This is a genomic window from Lactiplantibacillus dongliensis (assembly GCF_005405105.1).
GTDB classification, from domain to species: domain Bacteria; phylum Bacillota; class Bacilli; order Lactobacillales; family Lactobacillaceae; genus Lactiplantibacillus; species Lactiplantibacillus dongliensis.
Genome location: NZ_BJDK01000003.1, coordinates 74,981 through 92,143 on the forward strand (window position 1 = coordinate 74,981; position 17,163 = coordinate 92,143).

Sequence of the window (17,163 nt, forward strand, 5' to 3'; positions counted from 1 at the left end):
CTAACCGCCTCCTATTGATTCGACCAACTGGCAACTTGTTGTAAATACTGATACAGTGCCGTGACGTACGGACTCTGCTGGGCAATATTGGCCGTGTACAGTTGCTTTAGTAAGTCCCGATTCTGCCCTAATTGTTGCACTAAACTAAACTGACCATCCTGACCGAGCGTCTGCAATAATTGCAAGAAACGACCCGCATGTGCATCGACCGTTAAGGGATAGGTGGTCGTTAACTGTAAGCAACTCCGTAAAACCGTACTCTTCTGTGGTTCACTCATCGCTTGGAATTGCGTCAAGAGCGCAGCCGGGACCACGGCCCCCTGCGGTTCACTAGTATACAATTGTTGCGGTGTAAGATGAATGGCTTGCTGTTCTAAGAATTGTTCAAATGCTAAGCCCAAATCAGTCCCCACATCGCCTTGAAAAACATCTAAGGCAATCATCGCTTGCGTCGCAGTCGGCAAATCCGCCAAGGCGGTTAAGTTCGTTGAGACTCGCTCCCATGCGCGCGGTGTCGCTACTAAATCATCAACCGCATCGGCTTGGTTTAGCCGAGTCACATCTTCACTAATAAATTGTTGAACTAATGGATGAATATTCGGCTGGCCGGTCGTGGGATTGGTTTGTGCTGCCCATTGTAGCCAATCATCGGCATCGCTGGTCAACACTAACCGGACCGTCCGATCTTTAATCGCCGCATCACTAGCCACGACACCATAAGTACTAGTCTCAAAGCCCCGCATACTGGCATCCGGATTTTCAGCTAACATTAATTGAACTTGATCGGGCAAGGTCAATGTATTGATTGTCCGTTGCAAGACCAAGTTCATCAATTCACTCTGAACCGCTTGGGTGCCACGATTAAACTCATCTAAAAACCAAATAATCGGCTGCTGCGGGTGAGTTTCAGCATAACGAATAATTTCAATCAACGTATGCGCATAGCCAAACTGCACGTCAGCCAAGCGACCGTAATCCGCCGTTTCAATGAACGACTCACTCGTTAATGGTGGAATTGGAATCGCTAGATCTCCTTTTTCGGCTAAACTCACTACCGTCGTAAATAATTTAGCATGCAACCGAGTCGCTACTTCTGCCACTAAAGCGGACTTACCAATACCGGCTTCACCAACGATATTGGGCACATTGCCAGCTTTTAAAACCACCGGAACAGCCGCCAGCATTGCTTGATAAGATAATGCCATATTTCTCTCCTCATTTGTTTCACGTGAAACATTGATTAGTCTGAACAGTCTTGTTATTCAGCCAACAAGAGCTGCTTCAGCCCGTCAAAATCATCAACTTCATACGTGGGCTGATACCCTTCCTGATTGGCGCGATGATGCGGATTAAACCACACATTATCGAGATCAGCATGGCGCGCCCCTAAAATATCCGACTGTAGCCGATCACCAATCATCAGTGTATTGGCCTTCGTCAGTGCTGGATGTTGCCTAAAAATCGGCGTAAAGAAACGTTCATCCGGCTTTGCATAGCCCACATCTTCAGAAATTACCACTTGTTCAAAGTACGGCGTCAGTCCCGCACCCGCTAGGCGGCTCAACTGTGTAGACTTAACCCCATTAGTCCCAACGATTAAATGAACCCCCGCTTGCTGCAACTGCCGTAATAACTGCGGAGCCCCTTGGAGCGTATAATAATTATGATCAAGCATTTGGCTATATTGCTGTTCCAACGCGGCACCATTCACGGTTACGCCCAGTTTATTAAATGCTTGGGTAAACCGCTGTTCCAGTAATGGTTCCCGCGCGGCTCCCTGTTCAATCTGCTGCCAAACTTGAAGATTAACTCGGGTATAAGTCTCTAACCCGTGCTGAATATCAGTAATACCGCACTGTTTTAACAACTTAGTGATACTTTCAGCTTCACCCCGCGTGAAATCTAAAAGGGTATCATCCAAGTCAAAAATGGCGTATTGCTTGGCCATTCTGTCACCTTCCTTGATTTAAACCTTAGTCGAATTCTAATTGATACTGCACATGACTCTCCCCATCGCCATTCGGAATCACTTGTAATTGAGCCGGTAATTGTTCCTCTAATTCACTGACATGGCTAATAATTCCAATCATCCGCGATTGGCCCTCCACCGTCTGTAAGGCTTCCATCGCCATCGCTAAAGCATCCTCATCCAGCGATCCAAACCCTTCATCGATAAACAAAGCATCAATCTTGATGCCGCCAGCTTGATTCTGGATCACTTCTGCTAACGCCAATGCCAAGGACAACGCTGCGATAAAGCTCTCACCACCAGACAACGTATGCACACTACGAACTTTCCCGGCATTGTCATCATAGATATTGATTTCAAGACCAGTACCGTTACGATACGTGCCGACTGCTTCATCTAGTTGGAATTGATAGCGGCCGCCAGTCAGTTGCCGCAACCGAGTATTGCCAGTTGCCAGAACCTTTTGCAAATAAGTTTGTAAGACAAAGCGTTCTAAGCTCAACTTCTGTTGGCCGCTCCCATTGGCAACCGCCGATAATTGGGCCAACTGAGCCAAGGCTGCCTGTTGGTCATGGACTTGTGTCAGAATCTGCTGCATCTGCTCGACTAGCTTCTGGTTCGCTTGCATCGTCTGCTGCAAGTGGTAATAAGCCGTTTCAGCTTGTTGCGCGACCGTTGTTGCCTCAGTGACAGCCGCCGTCAATGCCGCTACATCAGGTACTGGACGATCAGCAATCGTTTGTTTAACCGTTTCAATCCGCCCCGTTAGTTGTGACTGTTGCTGATCATACGTCTTAATGGCCGTCCGTAATGCTGGCAGTTGCTCAACAGCGGCTAGTCGGGCCGTTAAGCGGTCAAAATCAGCCGCCCCCCACCGCGTCACCATAGCCGCCGTTAAGTACTGTTGCTGGTCAATCACCATCGACTTGGCAGCCGCTAGATCTGTACCAGCAGTTTTTAACTGTGCCGTTGTGGCCGTTAATTGAGCTTCGACGGTACTTAACCGTTGTTGGGATTGCGTGTCGGCTTGTTCATAGCTATGCTGAGCCATCGTCAACTGTTGCAAATAGGCTTCTAGAGCTTGTAGGGTCGGGTAATCTGGTGATAATTGCTGTTGCTGATCCCCCAACTTGGTTTCTAATTGGACGACGGCTTGTTGCGCCGTCGTAACTGCCGTAGCTTGTTGCTGTTGTTGGCGCTGTAACTCCGTCATCGTGGCCGTCAATTCAGCTAACGCCGTCTTAGCAGACTGCGCCGCGGCTTGCGCTTTTTGATTAGCAGCCACGTCACTATCCAGTTGAACTTGACGTTCAGTCATCTTAGTTTGTAATTGCGCTAGCGTGGTATAAGTTAGGGTTAGTTTGCTAGTAACGACCTGCTGCAACGCTGCCTCCGCCTCTGTTAACGCTTGTTGCGCCGTGGCCTGCTGCGTCTGCAAGCTTTTAAGCTGACCTTGCAGATCAGCCAACTTAGCGGCCGCCTGATTATGCTTAGTTTGGGCCGCTTTAACAGCTGCTTCGGACACCGTTACCGTATCAGTCGGTGCCGGCGCCGGGTGTCCCAAGCTCCCACAGACTGGGCAGGGGGTGCCAGGTTGCAAATGTTGACTTAAAATCGCAATCTGTTCACTCGCCCAGTCGCTATCTACTTGTTGATACGTTGCCAAGGTTTGATCGGCTACCATTTGTTGCTGGGTCACAGCTTCTACCTGACTAGTAATCGTCGCCTGTTGTCGCTCAACTAAGCGTTGCTGCTTTTCTACTAACTTACTTTGCGTCGCCACAGCATCCAAATCGTGACGTTGCGTGGTTAGGTTGGCCTGTTGTTGCATTAATTCCGGCAACTGGTCACTAGTAGCGCTCAACCGTTGTTGCGTCGCATCAGCTTGTTGTAACTTAACCGCTACTGCCGATTGTGCAGCTTGCGCGTCAGTCACCTTCAGTCGGGCTTGTTTTAGTGCGGCTGCGGTTTGATCGACCTGCTCATAAACAGCTTTTTGGGCAGTTAACGTCGTCATGGTCGCTTGTCGCGCTTTAGCAGTCGCTGCCTGAGCAGCGACTTGTTGAACGGCTGTTTTGGCAGCTTGCTGTTCACTGGTTAAGTGCTGTTGCCGTATCGTTAACTTATCTTGACGTGTGGTCTGCGTTTGGACTTGTTGTTGCGCTGTTTGTAGCTGTTTAGCCACTGTTGCCAGCGTTTGCACCCATTCCAAGCCGTCAATCTGTTGGCGCTGTTGGTCAATGGCTGCCGCTTGCGTGGTTAACGCCTGTTGGTCAGCTAATAACTTGGTTAATTCTGCATGATTTTGTTGCAGTAGCTGACCACTTTGCTCAGCTGTCTGGGCTTGTTTTAAAGTGGCTTTAGCCGCTTTAAATTGACTAGCTAGTTCTTGATAGGCGGCTTGTTGGGCCTGCTGTTCAATTAACTGCTGATCGACAGCAGCTTGCGGTGCAAGCCCAGCCGCATCTTCGGCAGATAAGTCCTGCCAGGTTAGCTGCTGCTGATACGTCTGTAACTTTTGAGTGGCCACCTCATTAGCTTTTTGCTGTTGCTTTAATTGCTGTTTAAGCTGGCCGGCCCAACGACTATATAAGCTCGTCCCGAAAATATCGCGCAAAACTTTCTCTTTGTCATCACTATTCGCCATCAAGAATTGCCGAAATTGACCTTGGGGTAATAGGACAATCTGTGAAAACTGCTCACGCGTCAACTGTAGCAATTCCCGCACGTACCCCTGAACCGCATTAACCTTCGTATATTCATCGACTTCTTGATTGTCAGCGTCAAAAACGGTCAAGGTGACCGCCGCCGGTTGCTTATGAGTGCCCTCACCACGCTTCTTGGCAACAATCTGTTCAGGTTCCCGAACAATCCGATAAGTCCGCGCCTCATGGGCAAATGTAAAGGTGACGCTGGTCGTATCCGTCATCGTCGCAAAATCAGAGCGCATCTGCCGGACTTCACGGTCACCACCGGAAGTCCCGCCAAATAGCGCAAAGCACATTGCATCGAAGATCGTCGTCTTCCCGGCACCAGTCTTACCACTGATCAAAAAGACGGGGAAATCATTGAACTTGGTAAAATCAATCGTTTGATGCCGATATGGACCGAAAAAGTCTAATTTTAACGTTAATGGTCGCATCGTTACCCCTCCTCTTTCATCGCCGCCGTTAGCGCCGTCTGCGCCCACTGCTGCTGCTGATCAGTCAAGTCGTCATCGGTAGTCTGCTCAAAGAACTTTGCTAGCAACGTCATAGGATCAAGGTTTGGATCAATCTTAGTGGCGGGATTGTTCGTCAAGACGGGACCATTGACCCGTTCTAACTCAATAATATGTGGATAAACCGCCCTCAAAGCTTGCATCACATTAGGAATCACCCGTCGGTCAGTTAGCTGAACAGCCAGATAATCATCTTGGGCTTGCTGCTGATAAAAAGCCGGTGTCGTTAATTCCTCGAAACTCCCCGTTAAAACCCGTACATCCCGAATCGGGGTTAACGGTTTAAAGGTTAATTTGAATGGATCAGTATCCACAATCCAAACACCCTTTGTCTGCGTAGCCTCGGAAACCGAGAATTTAACTGGTGACCCACTATACCGGACTCGTTCTGCTTGCAAAGCATCTTTACCATGCAGATGGCCTAGTGCCACGTAATCAAACGGTGCTAACAAGTCAACCGGAATCGCATTCAGGCCACCAACTGTGACTTGCGTTTCCGAATCAACATGTTCACTCCCAGCTGCAAAAAAGTGCGCCACTAAAACGTGCTTTTTATCAGGATCAAAAGTCGCTTGCATCGCCGCCACAATCTTGACCATTGCCTGTTGAACGGTACGTAAGTCATCATCTTCAAAGTACTGCCGCGCTTCAAAAGGTTCAAAATAAGGCAGTAAATAAAATTGGGTATCCCCCATCACAATCGGTGTAAAAGCTTGACTCAACTTCGTATTGAGATAGAAGTTCGTCGCCTTAAACCACGCACTCCCAGTCCGCAACCGGGCCGCACTATCATGATTCCCACTAATGGCTAATAAGGGTAACTGGTGCGTTAAGTTCATATCCATTAACATGCTATTTAATTGTTTAACCGCCGTTTCGTTCGGAATCGCCCGGTCGTATAAGTCGCCAGCAATCACCACTGCATCCACTTGTTCATCAAGCGCCAACTTTAAAATCTGCTCATACGCGGCCTGCTGCTCCGCCTGCAGATCAAACCCATGTAACTTTTTACCCAAATGCCAATCGGCCGTATGTAAAAAACGCATCTGGTGATCCCCCTTTTAAGTTTTGTCTTCATTTCTGTAATCATTTATCTCATCAACTGCATAACTAATCTAATGACACTTGGTGCTCGTTAAAATTGTCGCCTACTAGGTTGATTATTAAAATGCTGGAACGGTTTCGGTCCAACCAAGCTTATCTAATTATAAAGCAGTTGCGAGTCAATTTTGGTTTAAAAAGTACCATCATTATATAATTCACGCGTAGTGCTCGTTGAAATTGCACCTGCCAGTTAGATGCTAAAATGCTGAAACGAAAAATAATCAATCGTTAATTTTTTATTTCCCGTTAGTTAACGACGGGCGGGCCAGAATTGGCTCAGTGGTGTCGTTTATCTTGGTCGGTGATTTTCCGACTTAGATAAAGCCCGGCTTTCGAGACCGCTCTGTGGCTCGAAAACGTGGCCACCACGTTCCAGCCGATTCTGGGCCAATCAGAGTGACAGTTATCAATCATCTACAATTCGTCTTTTCTATGTCTCTTGGTTAAGTTAACCAACTCAGCGGGCTACCGTCAACCAACATGGGCCTAACATCATTTTTATACTCGCCACCAGGGCTAGTCTCTGCTAATCATCAGTTTGCCGCCATTCCAAGGCTCAGGCCGCTGTCAGTCGACTAAAACAATTGTATTTAACTTATCTAAATCATTAATATCATAAGTATATTACAAGCGACCCAGCCAAAAGTATTGTAAAATAAGGCTGTATCAGCAATCTATTCTAAAAAAGGAGCGTGGCTTTTATGCGCAAATATTTCGCCGAATTTCTCGGCACCTTCATGCTGGTCTTTCTTGGGACTGGCGCCGTCGTCATCGGTAAGGGCGACGTTTTAACGATTGGGTTGGCCTTTGGGTTAGCCATCACCGTTTCCGCCTATGCTTTTGGCGGCATTTCAGGTGGGCACTTTAACCCTGCAGTCACCACCGCGATGCTTATTAATCGTCGGATGGAAATGCGAGATGCCCTTGGCTACATTGTGGGCCAGATTTTGGGCGCAATCGTAGCTTCCGCGGCTATCCGTAGTTTCGTGAGTGCGGCCGGTTTAGCAACCAACTCACTCGGTCAGACCGACTTTAGTAAGATCAACAGTGGTATGGCTTTCTTCGTTGAAGCTTTAGTAACGTTCATCTTCCTAATGGTCATCTTAAATGTCACGAGCGCGGCTCATGGCAATAGCGATTTCGCTGGTTTGATTATTGGGGTCACTTTGGCCTTCTTAATCATCGTTGCGTTGAACTTGACCGGTGGTTCCTTGAACCCCGCCCGTTCAATCGGCCCAGCCATCTTTGTTGGTGGCACTGCCGTTTCACACTTATGGGTCTACATCTTGGCCCCCGAAGTTGGCGCGGTTCTCGCCGCTTACTGCTCACGGCTATTGGGTAGTGAAGATTAATCTAGACGCATAAAACCACTAACGAGAATTTCGTTAGTGGTTTTATTTTGGCTTTTTTACGTTAATTAACGCTTAGCGCTAGTTGGCATAAATTGCCACTCTGGTTGGGCCAGAATCGGCTGGAACGTGGTGGCCACGTTTTCGAGCCACAGAGCGGTCTCGAAAGCCGGGCTTTATCTAAGTCGGAAAATCACCGACTAAGATAAACGACACCACTGAGCCAATGCTGGCCCGCCCGGCGTTAGTTGACGATGATTATCTATTGTCGACCACAAATTTAGCCGAGAGGTTGGTTCCTAAAATGCTCAGCCGTGTCGTTGGCCTTAGTGCGAGTGGTCTACTCGGACTTAGGCCAAGGTCAGCTTTGAAGACCGCACTTTGGCTTCAAAATGACCCATGGCGTTCCAGCATTTTAGGAACCAACCGGCAGGCGGCAATTCTAATTGCCACCAAGCGTATTAATTAGAACACAATTACACGACATACTTTCGAATCAAATACGTCGGCGTACAACTCCAAGCATGACAATAGCTATTTAGAATTGGACTGCCATAGGGTGAAAACTGGAGGTCTTCTGGTTCAAAGGCTTCAAAGAACGTATCCGCCCCTAACGAAACCATCTTTCCCCAGTAATCTTTAATCAGCTGAATCCCATCAGCTTGGTGGTGCGCTTCAAACAACGCCGCGGCAATATGATGATACATATACGGTGTCGCAATTCCAGTTACTGGGAAACATTTAGCGACTGCCGCCGTCATTAACGCCTCATTAGCTTGGTCATCTAACACGTGCGCCAAGACCATCCAAACTTGACTGGCAATATTAACCTCACGCTTAGGGCCGCTCACAAATAGCCCTTGATCAGCATCATAGTAAGTCTGAATGGCCGCGTCAGTATAAGTCTGAATTAACTCGTCATACTTAGCAGCTTCCGGGTCAGCCATAGCATGTGCGAGCACGACAAATTGTTTCAAGACGTAGATTAAAATAGCCTGCCCGGCAGCCGTCTTATCGATATCATTGGACCAATCAACAAAGACTGGCCAGTCTTCATTGGGCACCAATAACCCTTGAGCGTTAACTTGGGTCAGCGCCACCGTTAATTCTTTTTTCGCAATTGGGTAAAGGTCGGTCAAAACTTGTTGATCGTGATAGCGATCATTGAAGTCTTTCAACGTCGAGATAAAGAACAAGCCGTAGTCATACATAAACGTATCATCCGGGGTCAACTTGGGTGACGTAAAGACATTCGCTGGGATCTTCCCATCCGTCGCCGTCATCCCGCCAAATAAATACAAGCACCGCTTAACTAGGGTCGCATCATCAAAAGTGGCGTAATTAGCCAGCGCCTGCAAACGTAAATCACCTAACCACAAGCGCCGATCACGCTTAGGGCCATCTTCGAAGACGTCTTGCATACAATCATGCAACGTTTTGATGCTGACTTCATCGATCCGTTTTAATTCCGGGTCATCAATCTTAACGGCCGGAACCGCTGACATTTTAACCGCGCTACTGGTGGTGACCGTTGGATTACTGAAGCTGGCCTGCCACTTCGGTGAGGTATCTTTCACATCAATCTCAACATACCGGAACGCATAACGACGCGGTAAAGCGAGGTGTGTCGGTAGTACATCTAAGTGTAACGTTTCTTCCGCAATCCAAGAACTACTGAGCCAACCATCATAACTGGCTGCATCGACCCCAATTTCGGCTGGGGTCTCTGCAAAAGTTAAATGCAGCGTCAACGGCGCATCCATCGGCGACCCGACGGCATCAATGTCGATGGCAAAATGGCCCACTTGATGATCACCAAAATCCAAAACTAACTTATCATCTTTCTTCAACAAATAACTGGGTAACTGCTGAATATTCTGATCACTAGGCTCCGCTCGAAACCCATTAAAGGCCGTGTCGTCTGCCACAATTTTGACTAGCCGCTGCGGTTTTACGACCGCATGTTGCAACGTTGGTCGGTTGGCTTCGGCCTTTGCCAGTAAGTCGGCATCATGATTAAATTGAACATCGTGATTAATTTGAAATGTAAATGCCATCTTAAAACGCTCCTTTAAGTCTAATTAATGACGTTTGGCGCTAGCCAGCGTTAATAACCAGTAAATGGCAAGTTTAACTAGCTTCAAACATCATTAATCATTTAATTGATATCGCTTTCATCATCAATTAAACAACGCCTCAGACTGGAATTCAATATGACAACCACACACAAATGATTGCGTAATCACAGGTCAGTATCATTTAACTGTTCAGCCACTACTTTATGCGTATAATAGATTTAAAAGCGATTACAAGGAGGATGTGACATGGATTTCAAAATATTAGATCAGTATTTACGGGCTGAAGATCCAGTCGAAACAGAACAACGGTTACACGGTGGTAACGTCCATGATGTCCAAACTACAGCCGTGCCTAACCAAGCCCCACAGATGCCCAAAGCCACCTTTTTCAAGCGTGGCAATATCTTCATTAACAAGCACCATCGCTACTCATACATGCCCGCCCATACCCATGACTTTATTGAACTTAACTATATGTATGCCGGCCACAGTACCCAATATATTAACGGCGAAAAAATCGAGCTTCGTGAACACGAGATTATCTTGATGGATAAAGACATCGTGCAAAAAATCGACTACATTGGCCAAGACGATATTCTGATTAATATTTTAGTCCGTGATGATTCTATCCTGACAAATATCCTAACCAATCTTGCCCAGTCTAAAAACCTAGCAACTGAATTTATGGTAAATGCGTCGCGCGTTGATGCCATTCATAATAATTTCGTCGTCTTTGATATCCGCCAAAATACCATGGCAACCACGCTCCTTAATGAACTGATTATTAAGGGCTTTGGCCATGACCGCTATCGCAGTCGCTCTATGAATCTACTCCTGTCACTCATTTTGACCGAACTCGCTAATGCTATCGAAGTGACCGCTCAAGATGCTGCCGACGCCGATAATAATTTGATGCAACTTTTGAGCTATATCGACAAACACTACACTCAGCTAACACTAGCCGACCTCGGCGAAAAGTTCGGCTATAACAAAAACTACCTTGGCAATAAATTAAAAGCCGAAACGGGCCGGACGTTTAAAGGCTTAATTGACAAAAAGCGCTTAGCCGAAGCCCAAGAACTATTGCTGGAGACCAACTATTCAGTCGCTGAAATCGCCGCCCGGGTTGGGTACCAGAGTGCCCCCTCGTTGTTTAAACTGTTTGCGAAATATTTAGGCTTGACCCCCGCCCAATACAAAGCACAACAGTCAACCGTGGCCTCACCTACTGGGATTAAATTCCAATCACTCCCCTAACTAAAAAAGCCGCATCGTCACTGCTAAAGCAGTGTCCTGCGGCTTTTACCAACTTTATTCAAATGACAACAATGCCGATGCCAGTCCTGCCGGGTTCAAAATCGTTAGGGCTTGCGGCGCCAATGCCGATACCAAGAATGCAGCGTCCCAATCGTCAGACCAATAATCACGACCACCGCTGTCACATAGCCAAATATCCCAATGTTGGTAATCCAACTATTGTCAGAATGGCTCTGAACCAGCAACGACGAACCTACGATCAAGGCAGCCAGAATAACGGCGAGCACGACTTTATTGACCATCGTATCAATCCGATCAATGAATTGTTGCCGATGTGAGAACACGATATTCACTCGAGTCTGTCCGTTTTCAAAGGTATCCAGCGCCGATAACAACCGCGATGGCAACTTAGGCATATCGCGGAGGCCTTGCAACGTCGCTAAAGCCGCGTCTTCCAATTCATTGCGTAAATTCAAATGTTCGCGCATATATTTACGCGCAAAGGGCCGCGCCACATCCATCATGGAAAGACTCGGATCCAGCATCTCAACAATGCCCTCAATCGTCCCAAACGCCTTACCGAGCATCGTCACCGCCGGATTAACTTGAATATTATTATTACGGCAGACTTTAACCATTTCAAAGAGTAATCCTTGGAAATCAATATCGCCTAATCCGGAATTATAATACTGACCTAAAAATGGGGCTAACGCGCTGAAAAACGCTTCTTCATCGACCGTACCGGTGCGATTAGAGATTGCAAGAATGGCCTTCCCCACTTGTCGCGTATTTTCAGTCGTAACCGCAATGACCACGTTCGCAATCCCGTCCATTAACGCCGGACTAATGGCCCCCATCATTCCAAAATCCAAATAAACTAGCCGATACGGTGGTAACGTCCGTTGACCTAAATGGCCGGGCTTGCGCGGTGCTTTATCCGTGTACCCAATATCACTCGACTTCAATTCCCGTAACAAAATATTACCTGGATGCGGATCAGCATGGAAAAAGCCATCTTCAAAAACTTGTTTTAAGAAATTAGTCACTAACGTATGGGCTAAATACCGCCGTTCGTCATCGTACTGATGATTCTCATCCGCATCGGCGGCCGTCACTTTCGCCAGAAAATGTTGAATACTCGTCCCCGCCATATATTGATTGACCAATACTTTTTGGGTGCTGTAATCCGCGTAAACTCGTGGAACTTGAATAATATCATCATGATTATTCAACCGGTAGAAACGGGTGCCGTTACGCACTTCAATGCTCGTATCTAATTCATTGAATAATGACCGTTTAATCTCAGCGACCATCTCACGTAAATCAACAACTGATGATTCCGGGATATACTTCAACAAAGGTAACGCCCGTTCAAACAATGAAATATCTAGCGCAACTTCTGCGTCAATCCCAGGGTGCTGGACCTTCACCACCACTTTTTGACCATTCAGTAAAGTTGCGTGATGTGTTTGTCCCATTGAGGCCGAAGCAAATGGCCGCTCATCAAAATCGGCAAACATGTCAGTCATCGGCTTACCGGTCTGCGTTTCAATAGTCTGCTTGACCACACTGAAATCATCGCTGCGAACATTATCCTGCAGTTTCTTAAATTCATTAGCAAATGCCGGCTTGACGATATCCGTCCGTGAAGACAAGATCTGGCCAATCTTAATAAACGTCGGGCCCAGCTCTTCAAAAGCCATCCGAACTTGACTCGGGTGTTTTTGCCGCGCTAAATTGCTCAATACATTATATTTACGTAAAACACTAACAATCGTTCGAAATCGGGTATGCCGATTTTGGTTACTCTGCCAAGTGGGAATACGTTTTGAATCGGTCGTCGCCATGCCGTCACCTGCTTTCTTAGCTTAAATTTAGTGCTACTGTGATTCTGCTTGAGACTGCTGTAAATAAATTCCATGAATCGAGCAGCCAGCCAACGAATTTTAAATCCATTTAACGCCGGGCGGGGTAAAATTGGCTCAGTGGTGTCGTTTGACTTAGTCGGTGATTTTCCGAGTTAGTCAAAGCCCGGCTGATAAGACCACACTTTGGCTCATAAACGTGGCCACCACGTTCCGGCCAATTCTAGCCCCAACCAGAGTCACAAATAATTATCTCCATTATCCATCATTCCCAACCAGTTCGCACTATCGATTTAAACTTTTTCAGAAAAAACGTTGACAATTTCTCAAACTGGTTGTAAATTAAAGACACATTAAAAAACGGTTAACAAACGCGTTGATAAACACAGTACGTTGCGACTTCTTTTTTAGAGAGTGCCGACTTGGTGAAAGGGCATAAAGAAGCCGTAACCGAAAATCAGTTTTGAGCGGCGATGACGAAGCGTAGGTGCTAGTTGTCGTTGGGTGCTCCCATTATCGAGCCAGGGTATCGTCAGTGACCGGTCACTGACCGTACCTTTAAGGCGATGACAGTAATGTGATCGTGAAGCTAAGGTGGTAACGCGTTTTAAACGTCCTTGTAATCTGAGTCAAAACTCAGCTTGCAAGGACGTTTTTTGTTTGACCGATTTAAAATTATGGAGGTTTACATATATGCTAAATAAAGTTCAAAAACGAAACTTAACCAAACGTGATTATGTCACGTTAAGCTCCATGATCTTCGCGCTCTTCTTCGGGGCTGGCAACTTGATTTTCCCCTTACATCTCGGCCAACTAGCCGGTAGTCACTGGGGCATGGCCGCCGTTGGATTCTTAGTCACCGCTGTTTTATTGCCATTATTATCTGTTTTAGCGGTCTGTGTCACAAAATCCAAAGGCGTTTATGATATTGGGAAGCCTTTAGGTGCAACCTTCGCCATCGTCTTCATGGTCTTGATTCACTTTACCATCGGCCCATTCTTCGGGACACCACGGACCGCCACAGTTTCCTTTACTGTTGGGCTGGCACCATTCTTCGCAGCTAAATATCAAACCGTTGCCTTACTCGTTTTCTCAGCCGTCTTCTTTGGCTTAGCTTACGTTTTATCACTAGAACAACATAAAATCATGAATCGGGTCGGGAAGCTACTTAATCCCCTATTCCTCTTACTCTTAGTCGTCGTGTTCTTCGTTGCTTTTAGCAGTCCACTCGCTCACGCTGGCAATACGACTGCGACCGCCGCTTACGTCAATGCTGGATTTACAAATGGTTTCTTACAAGGCTATAACACAATGGATGCCTTAGCCGGCTTAGCTTTAGGCGTTACCATCGTCACGGCCGTTAAATTCATGGGCCAAACTGACCCGAACAAAGCCGCTTGGGTCACTGCCCGCGCTGGGTTATTCTCCATGTCATTTGAAGGCTTGATCTATGTCTTATTAATCTTAGTCGGTGCCCAATCATTAGGCATGTTCAAACTTTCTGCTAATGGCGGGGTCGCCTTTAATCAAATCGTCAATCACTATATGGGCACTTTCGGCCAAGCCGTGTTAGCCGTCTTAATCATCACCACTTGCTTAACGACTGCCATTGGCTTAGTTGCGGCCTTTGCCCAAGATTTCCATAAGCATTTCAGTTTCTTAAGCTACAAAGCTTGGTTACGGATCACTTGCTTAGCGTCATTTTTGACTGCTAACATCGGCTTAAACCAAATCATCGCCTGGTCAACACCCGTGTTAATGTTCCTCTACCCACTCGCAATGGCATTGATCTTCTTATCAATCTTGTCACCTTTGTTCCATCAAGACGCGGTCGTTTACCGCTGGGTCGTTGTCTTCACTGTCGTCCCGGCCGTCTTCGACATGGTTGCGGCCTTTCCTGCCGTCGTTAGCCAAAGTGCCCTTGGACAAGCCATGGCGCACGTTCAAAGTTTCATGCCATTAGCTGCTAGTGGCATGGACTGGTTAGTACCAGCCTTAGTTGGCGCGGTCTTTGGCACTTTACATTACATGATGCGACAACGATCACGTAATCGGGCCACGACGACGGTTGGCAATCGCGATTAATTATTTTCAAACCTAAAACAACCGCTAATGACGAAACCAGCTCAGCTGAGTTTGCTCGTCGTTAGCGGTTGTTTTTGTGGCGCCAGTTTCAGATTACAATACTTCAATCCCCTGACGATAACGATTTAAATCAACACCGACTAACACCACCAGATCACCCGGATGTAGCGGTACCGGCAGATTGGTCGTCCCAGCTGGCAGGTCATCTGGGTCCCAGTCACAACTTACTAACTCAATATAATCACGCGCCATTCGCATACTGTCGGCGACCGACACCCCTTGCGTCACACCGTCAAACAGCGGAATCGTGACCAAGTATGGTACATCAGTATCATCAGGTTCATAACTAATATTCACTGGATAAACACGAAAACGGTCGTTCATCATAGCCACCTCTAGTGAATGTTTGCCTTGAGCTTACCACGACTACTCATCAAGTACTTACCAAATACGGCTACAACTCTGACTGATTTAAAGTCATTATCGCTAACTATGCTTGGCAACCCGATCAAAAAAAGCCTGACAATATCGTCAGACTTCACAGGCATGCTTAAGCAATCCAAGCTTGCAATCCCGCGGCCAAAATACCGCCTAATAAGGGGCCAAACATCGGTACCCAAGCATATGACCAGTTTGCACTAGATTTATTGGGTACAGGCAAAATCGTGTACGCCAACCGCGGGGCCCAATCCCGGGCCGGATTGATCGCAAAGCCGGTCGTTCCGCCAAGGGTTAACCCAACCACAACAATCAATAAGCCCACAATCAATGGTTTCAAGCCTTGCGTAAAGTTCCCTAAGTTCAATAATGGGAAGATAAAGAAGAACGTCGCAATCGTTTCACTTAAAAAGTTAAAGACGGGATTGGGAATCGCTGGCCCGGTAGCAAAGATACCGACCGTATTCCCATCTACTGGGCGCTTAGCAGCTTTAAAATGTGGATAATATTGCACAATCACAATGGCCGCGCCCACAAACGCACCTAAGAATTGTCCGAGTAGATAAGGCAAGACTTGTGCCCAAGAGAAGAACCCAAACAACGCGAACCCGATCGTCACGGCTGGATTCAAATGACCTTGCGACCCGAATTGACCTGCGACATAAACGCCAAATGTAACGGCTAATCCCCAAGCTAAGGAGATAAACGTCCAATTCTGCGCGTGTGCATACGTGCGTTTCAGATTAACCCCCGCACCACTACCAACCCCAAAAACGATTAAAACCATGGTTCCTAAAAATTCACCTAAAAATCCTTGCATCCCACTTCACCGACCCTTACTTGATTTTTAATGGCGCTAACTGCGCTTCAACCGCTGCTAACGGCACCCCAGCCTGCAGTAAAGAAGCCGCAGTGTACGCACTCTCGACTAACGCCGTGTCGTATAAATGCACCGTTTTATCACTCATCTCAATTGCCATTTCAAGATTCATCTTCGCACTGCCAAGGTCATAAAAGGCCAATAGTTCGTCAGCTGAATTATCTTCAAAAGCCGTACTAATCTTGGCCATACTGGTCCCAATCAGCTGGTCGTCAGTCCCGCCAGCGTAAGTTATCGGCACATTAGCGGCCACTTGTCTGATCAATGTAACCACACCAGCCGCCACTTCTGGCACATGTGAGACAACGACAATGCCTAAACTCATGATTGGACCACCGTTTCTAGTAACGCGGTAAATAAGTATCCGCTGGAGACGGCACCCGGATCGAGATGCCCGATTGACCGGTCACCCAAGTAGGATGCGCGGCCTTTTTTAGCTACCATTGGCTTGGTCCTTTCAACAGCCGTTTTAATCACGGTCGATGTTAACCGATCAGCATGAACAGCTGTTAAGACTGGCCTCCAGACATCAACCAATGTCTTGTCGCCAGTCGCGGCCCCGCCACGTTTTTTTAGCCCCGCCAACGCCGTTGCTAGCAAGATGCCTAAGTCGGTGACACCATCTTTGCTGGCCTTAGCCATTTCCAAAAAAGCCGTGCCATATAACGGTCCAGCCGCCCCGCCAACTTTACTAATTAACGCCAGCGCAGTGGCTTTGAAAACTGTTGTTAAATCGGCGTTGCTTTTATCAGCTAAAGTCGCCTTAACGGCTGTCAAGCCACGGACCATGTTACTCCCGTGATCACCATCACCAATCGGCGTATCCAAGTCATTCAAATAAGCCTTATTCGTCTCAATCTTATCCGCGAAGTTGTTTAACCACGCGATCGTTTGCGTTGTTGTTAACATGCCATCCGT

The 17,163-nt window shown here is 47.1% G+C and carries 13 protein-coding genes and 1 other annotated feature; of the genes, 3 read left to right on the forward strand and 10 right to left on the reverse strand.

Translation table 11 applies throughout. The annotated features are described in order from the left end of the window. Positions 1-11 precede the first annotated feature (11 nt). Genes FFM80_RS01100 through FFM80_RS01115 form a run of 4 tightly spaced genes read right to left on the reverse strand, consistent with a single transcriptional unit; the run spans position 12 to position 6,235 of the window. The gene (locus FFM80_RS01100; protein WP_137639130.1) at positions 12-1,205 is read right to left on the reverse strand and encodes an AAA family ATPase; all 1,194 of its coding nucleotides are present in this window, start codon (positions 1,203-1,205) and stop codon (positions 12-14) included. A gap of 53 nt (positions 1,206-1,258) precedes the next feature. Next, entirely contained in the window at positions 1,259-1,948 is a 690-nt protein-coding gene (locus FFM80_RS01105) for a YjjG family noncanonical pyrimidine nucleotidase (RefSeq protein WP_137639131.1), read from the reverse strand. Between the two features lie 25 nt (positions 1,949-1,973). Next, positions 1,974-5,111, reverse strand: coding sequence for an AAA family ATPase (locus FFM80_RS01110; RefSeq protein ID WP_137639132.1), 3,138 nt, complete (start codon positions 5,109-5,111; stop codon positions 1,974-1,976). Between the two features lie 2 nt (positions 5,112-5,113). Beyond that, entirely contained in the window at positions 5,114-6,235 is a 1,122-nt protein-coding gene (locus tag FFM80_RS01115) for an exonuclease SbcCD subunit D (RefSeq protein WP_137639133.1), read from the reverse strand. Positions 6,236-6,985: 750 nt separating this feature from the next. Here FFM80_RS01115 and FFM80_RS01120 point away from each other — a divergent pair. Next, entirely contained in the window at positions 6,986-7,645 is a 660-nt protein-coding gene (locus tag FFM80_RS01120; protein WP_307722446.1) for an MIP/aquaporin family protein, read from the forward strand. A 473-nt stretch (positions 7,646-8,118) separates the two neighbouring features. Here FFM80_RS01120 and FFM80_RS01125 read toward each other — a convergent pair whose 3' ends face one another. After that, positions 8,119-9,699: an alpha-L-rhamnosidase-related protein gene (locus tag FFM80_RS01125; RefSeq protein WP_137639135.1), complete on the reverse strand. Its 1,581-nt coding sequence runs from the start codon at positions 9,697-9,699 to the stop codon at positions 8,119-8,121. A gap of 267 nt (positions 9,700-9,966) precedes the next feature. Between FFM80_RS01125 and FFM80_RS01130 the strand changes: the two genes are divergently transcribed. Continuing rightward, on the forward strand, positions 9,967-10,977 hold the full coding sequence (locus FFM80_RS01130) for an AraC family transcriptional regulator (protein ID WP_137639136.1): 1,011 nt from the start codon (positions 9,967-9,969) through the stop codon (positions 10,975-10,977). Positions 10,978-11,081: 104 nt separating this feature from the next. On the opposite strand, the gene FFM80_RS01135 is transcribed toward FFM80_RS01130, so the two are convergent. Continuing rightward, entirely contained in the window at positions 11,082-12,824 is a 1,743-nt protein-coding gene (locus FFM80_RS01135) for an ABC1 kinase family protein (RefSeq protein WP_137639137.1), read from the reverse strand. Between the two features lie 385 nt (positions 12,825-13,209). Next, positions 13,210-13,464: a binding site (T-box leader), on the forward strand. A gap of 71 nt (positions 13,465-13,535) precedes the next feature. Between FFM80_RS01135 and brnQ the strand changes: the two genes are divergently transcribed. Beyond that, a complete protein-coding gene (brnQ, locus tag FFM80_RS01140; RefSeq protein ID WP_137639138.1) occupies positions 13,536-14,927 on the forward strand; it encodes a branched-chain amino acid transport system II carrier protein in 1,392 nt (463 codons plus the stop codon). A 93-nt stretch (positions 14,928-15,020) separates the two neighbouring features. Here brnQ and FFM80_RS01145 read toward each other — a convergent pair whose 3' ends face one another. The 4 genes from FFM80_RS01145 to dhaL all read right to left on the reverse strand — a co-directional run bounded on the left by FFM80_RS01145 (position 15,021) and on the right by dhaL (position 17,154). Continuing rightward, positions 15,021-15,311: a type II toxin-antitoxin system HicB family antitoxin gene (locus FFM80_RS01145; protein WP_137639139.1), complete on the reverse strand. Its 291-nt coding sequence runs from the start codon at positions 15,309-15,311 to the stop codon at positions 15,021-15,023. 166 nt (positions 15,312-15,477) lie between these two features. After that, positions 15,478-16,185 (reverse strand): MIP/aquaporin family protein, encoded by a 708-nt coding sequence (locus FFM80_RS01150; protein WP_137639140.1) that lies wholly within the window; start codon positions 16,183-16,185, stop codon positions 15,478-15,480. 16 nt (positions 16,186-16,201) lie between these two features. Continuing rightward, positions 16,202-16,570, reverse strand: coding sequence for a dihydroxyacetone kinase phosphoryl donor subunit DhaM (dhaM, locus tag FFM80_RS01155; RefSeq protein WP_137639141.1), 369 nt, complete (start codon positions 16,568-16,570; stop codon positions 16,202-16,204). Next, on the reverse strand, positions 16,567-17,154 hold the full coding sequence (dhaL, locus tag FFM80_RS01160) for a dihydroxyacetone kinase subunit DhaL (protein WP_137639142.1): 588 nt from the start codon (positions 17,152-17,154) through the stop codon (positions 16,567-16,569). Before dhaL ends, dhaM begins: the two co-directional genes overlap by 4 nt. Positions 17,155-17,163: the final 9 nt, after the last annotated feature.

What these genes read in the sequence shown, in the direction of transcription:
- FFM80_RS01110 (WP_137639132.1), bottom strand. Translation starts at nt 5,111, where the DNA reads ATGCGACCATTAACGTTAAAATTAGACTTTTTCGGTCCATATCGGCAT.
- brnQ (WP_137639138.1), top strand. Translation starts at nt 13,536, where the DNA reads ATGCTAAATAAAGTTCAAAAACGAAACTTAACCAAACGTGATTATGTC.
- FFM80_RS01115 (WP_137639133.1), bottom strand. Translation starts at nt 6,235, where the DNA reads ATGCGTTTTTTACATACGGCCGATTGGCATTTGGGTAAAAAGTTACAT.
- FFM80_RS01145 (WP_137639139.1), bottom strand. Translation starts at nt 15,311, where the DNA reads ATGAACGACCGTTTTCGTGTTTATCCAGTGAATATTAGTTATGAACCT.
- dhaM (WP_137639141.1), bottom strand. Translation starts at nt 16,570, where the DNA reads ATGAGTTTAGGCATTGTCGTTGTCTCACATGTGCCAGAAGTGGCGGCT.
- FFM80_RS01100 (WP_137639130.1), bottom strand. Translation starts at nt 1,205, where the DNA reads ATGGCATTATCTTATCAAGCAATGCTGGCGGCTGTTCCGGTGGTTTTA.
- FFM80_RS01130 (WP_137639136.1), top strand. Translation starts at nt 9,967, where the DNA reads ATGGATTTCAAAATATTAGATCAGTATTTACGGGCTGAAGATCCAGTC.
- FFM80_RS01150 (WP_137639140.1), bottom strand. Translation starts at nt 16,185, where the DNA reads ATGCAAGGATTTTTAGGTGAATTTTTAGGAACCATGGTTTTAATCGTT.
- FFM80_RS01125 (WP_137639135.1), bottom strand. Translation starts at nt 9,699, where the DNA reads ATGGCATTTACATTTCAAATTAATCACGATGTTCAATTTAATCATGAT.
- FFM80_RS01105 (WP_137639131.1), bottom strand. Translation starts at nt 1,948, where the DNA reads ATGGCCAAGCAATACGCCATTTTTGACTTGGATGATACCCTTTTAGAT.
- FFM80_RS01135 (WP_137639137.1), bottom strand. Translation starts at nt 12,824, where the DNA reads ATGGCGACGACCGATTCAAAACGTATTCCCACTTGGCAGAGTAACCAA.
- dhaL (WP_137639142.1), bottom strand. Translation starts at nt 17,154, where the DNA reads ATGTTAACAACAACGCAAACGATCGCGTGGTTAAACAACTTCGCGGAT.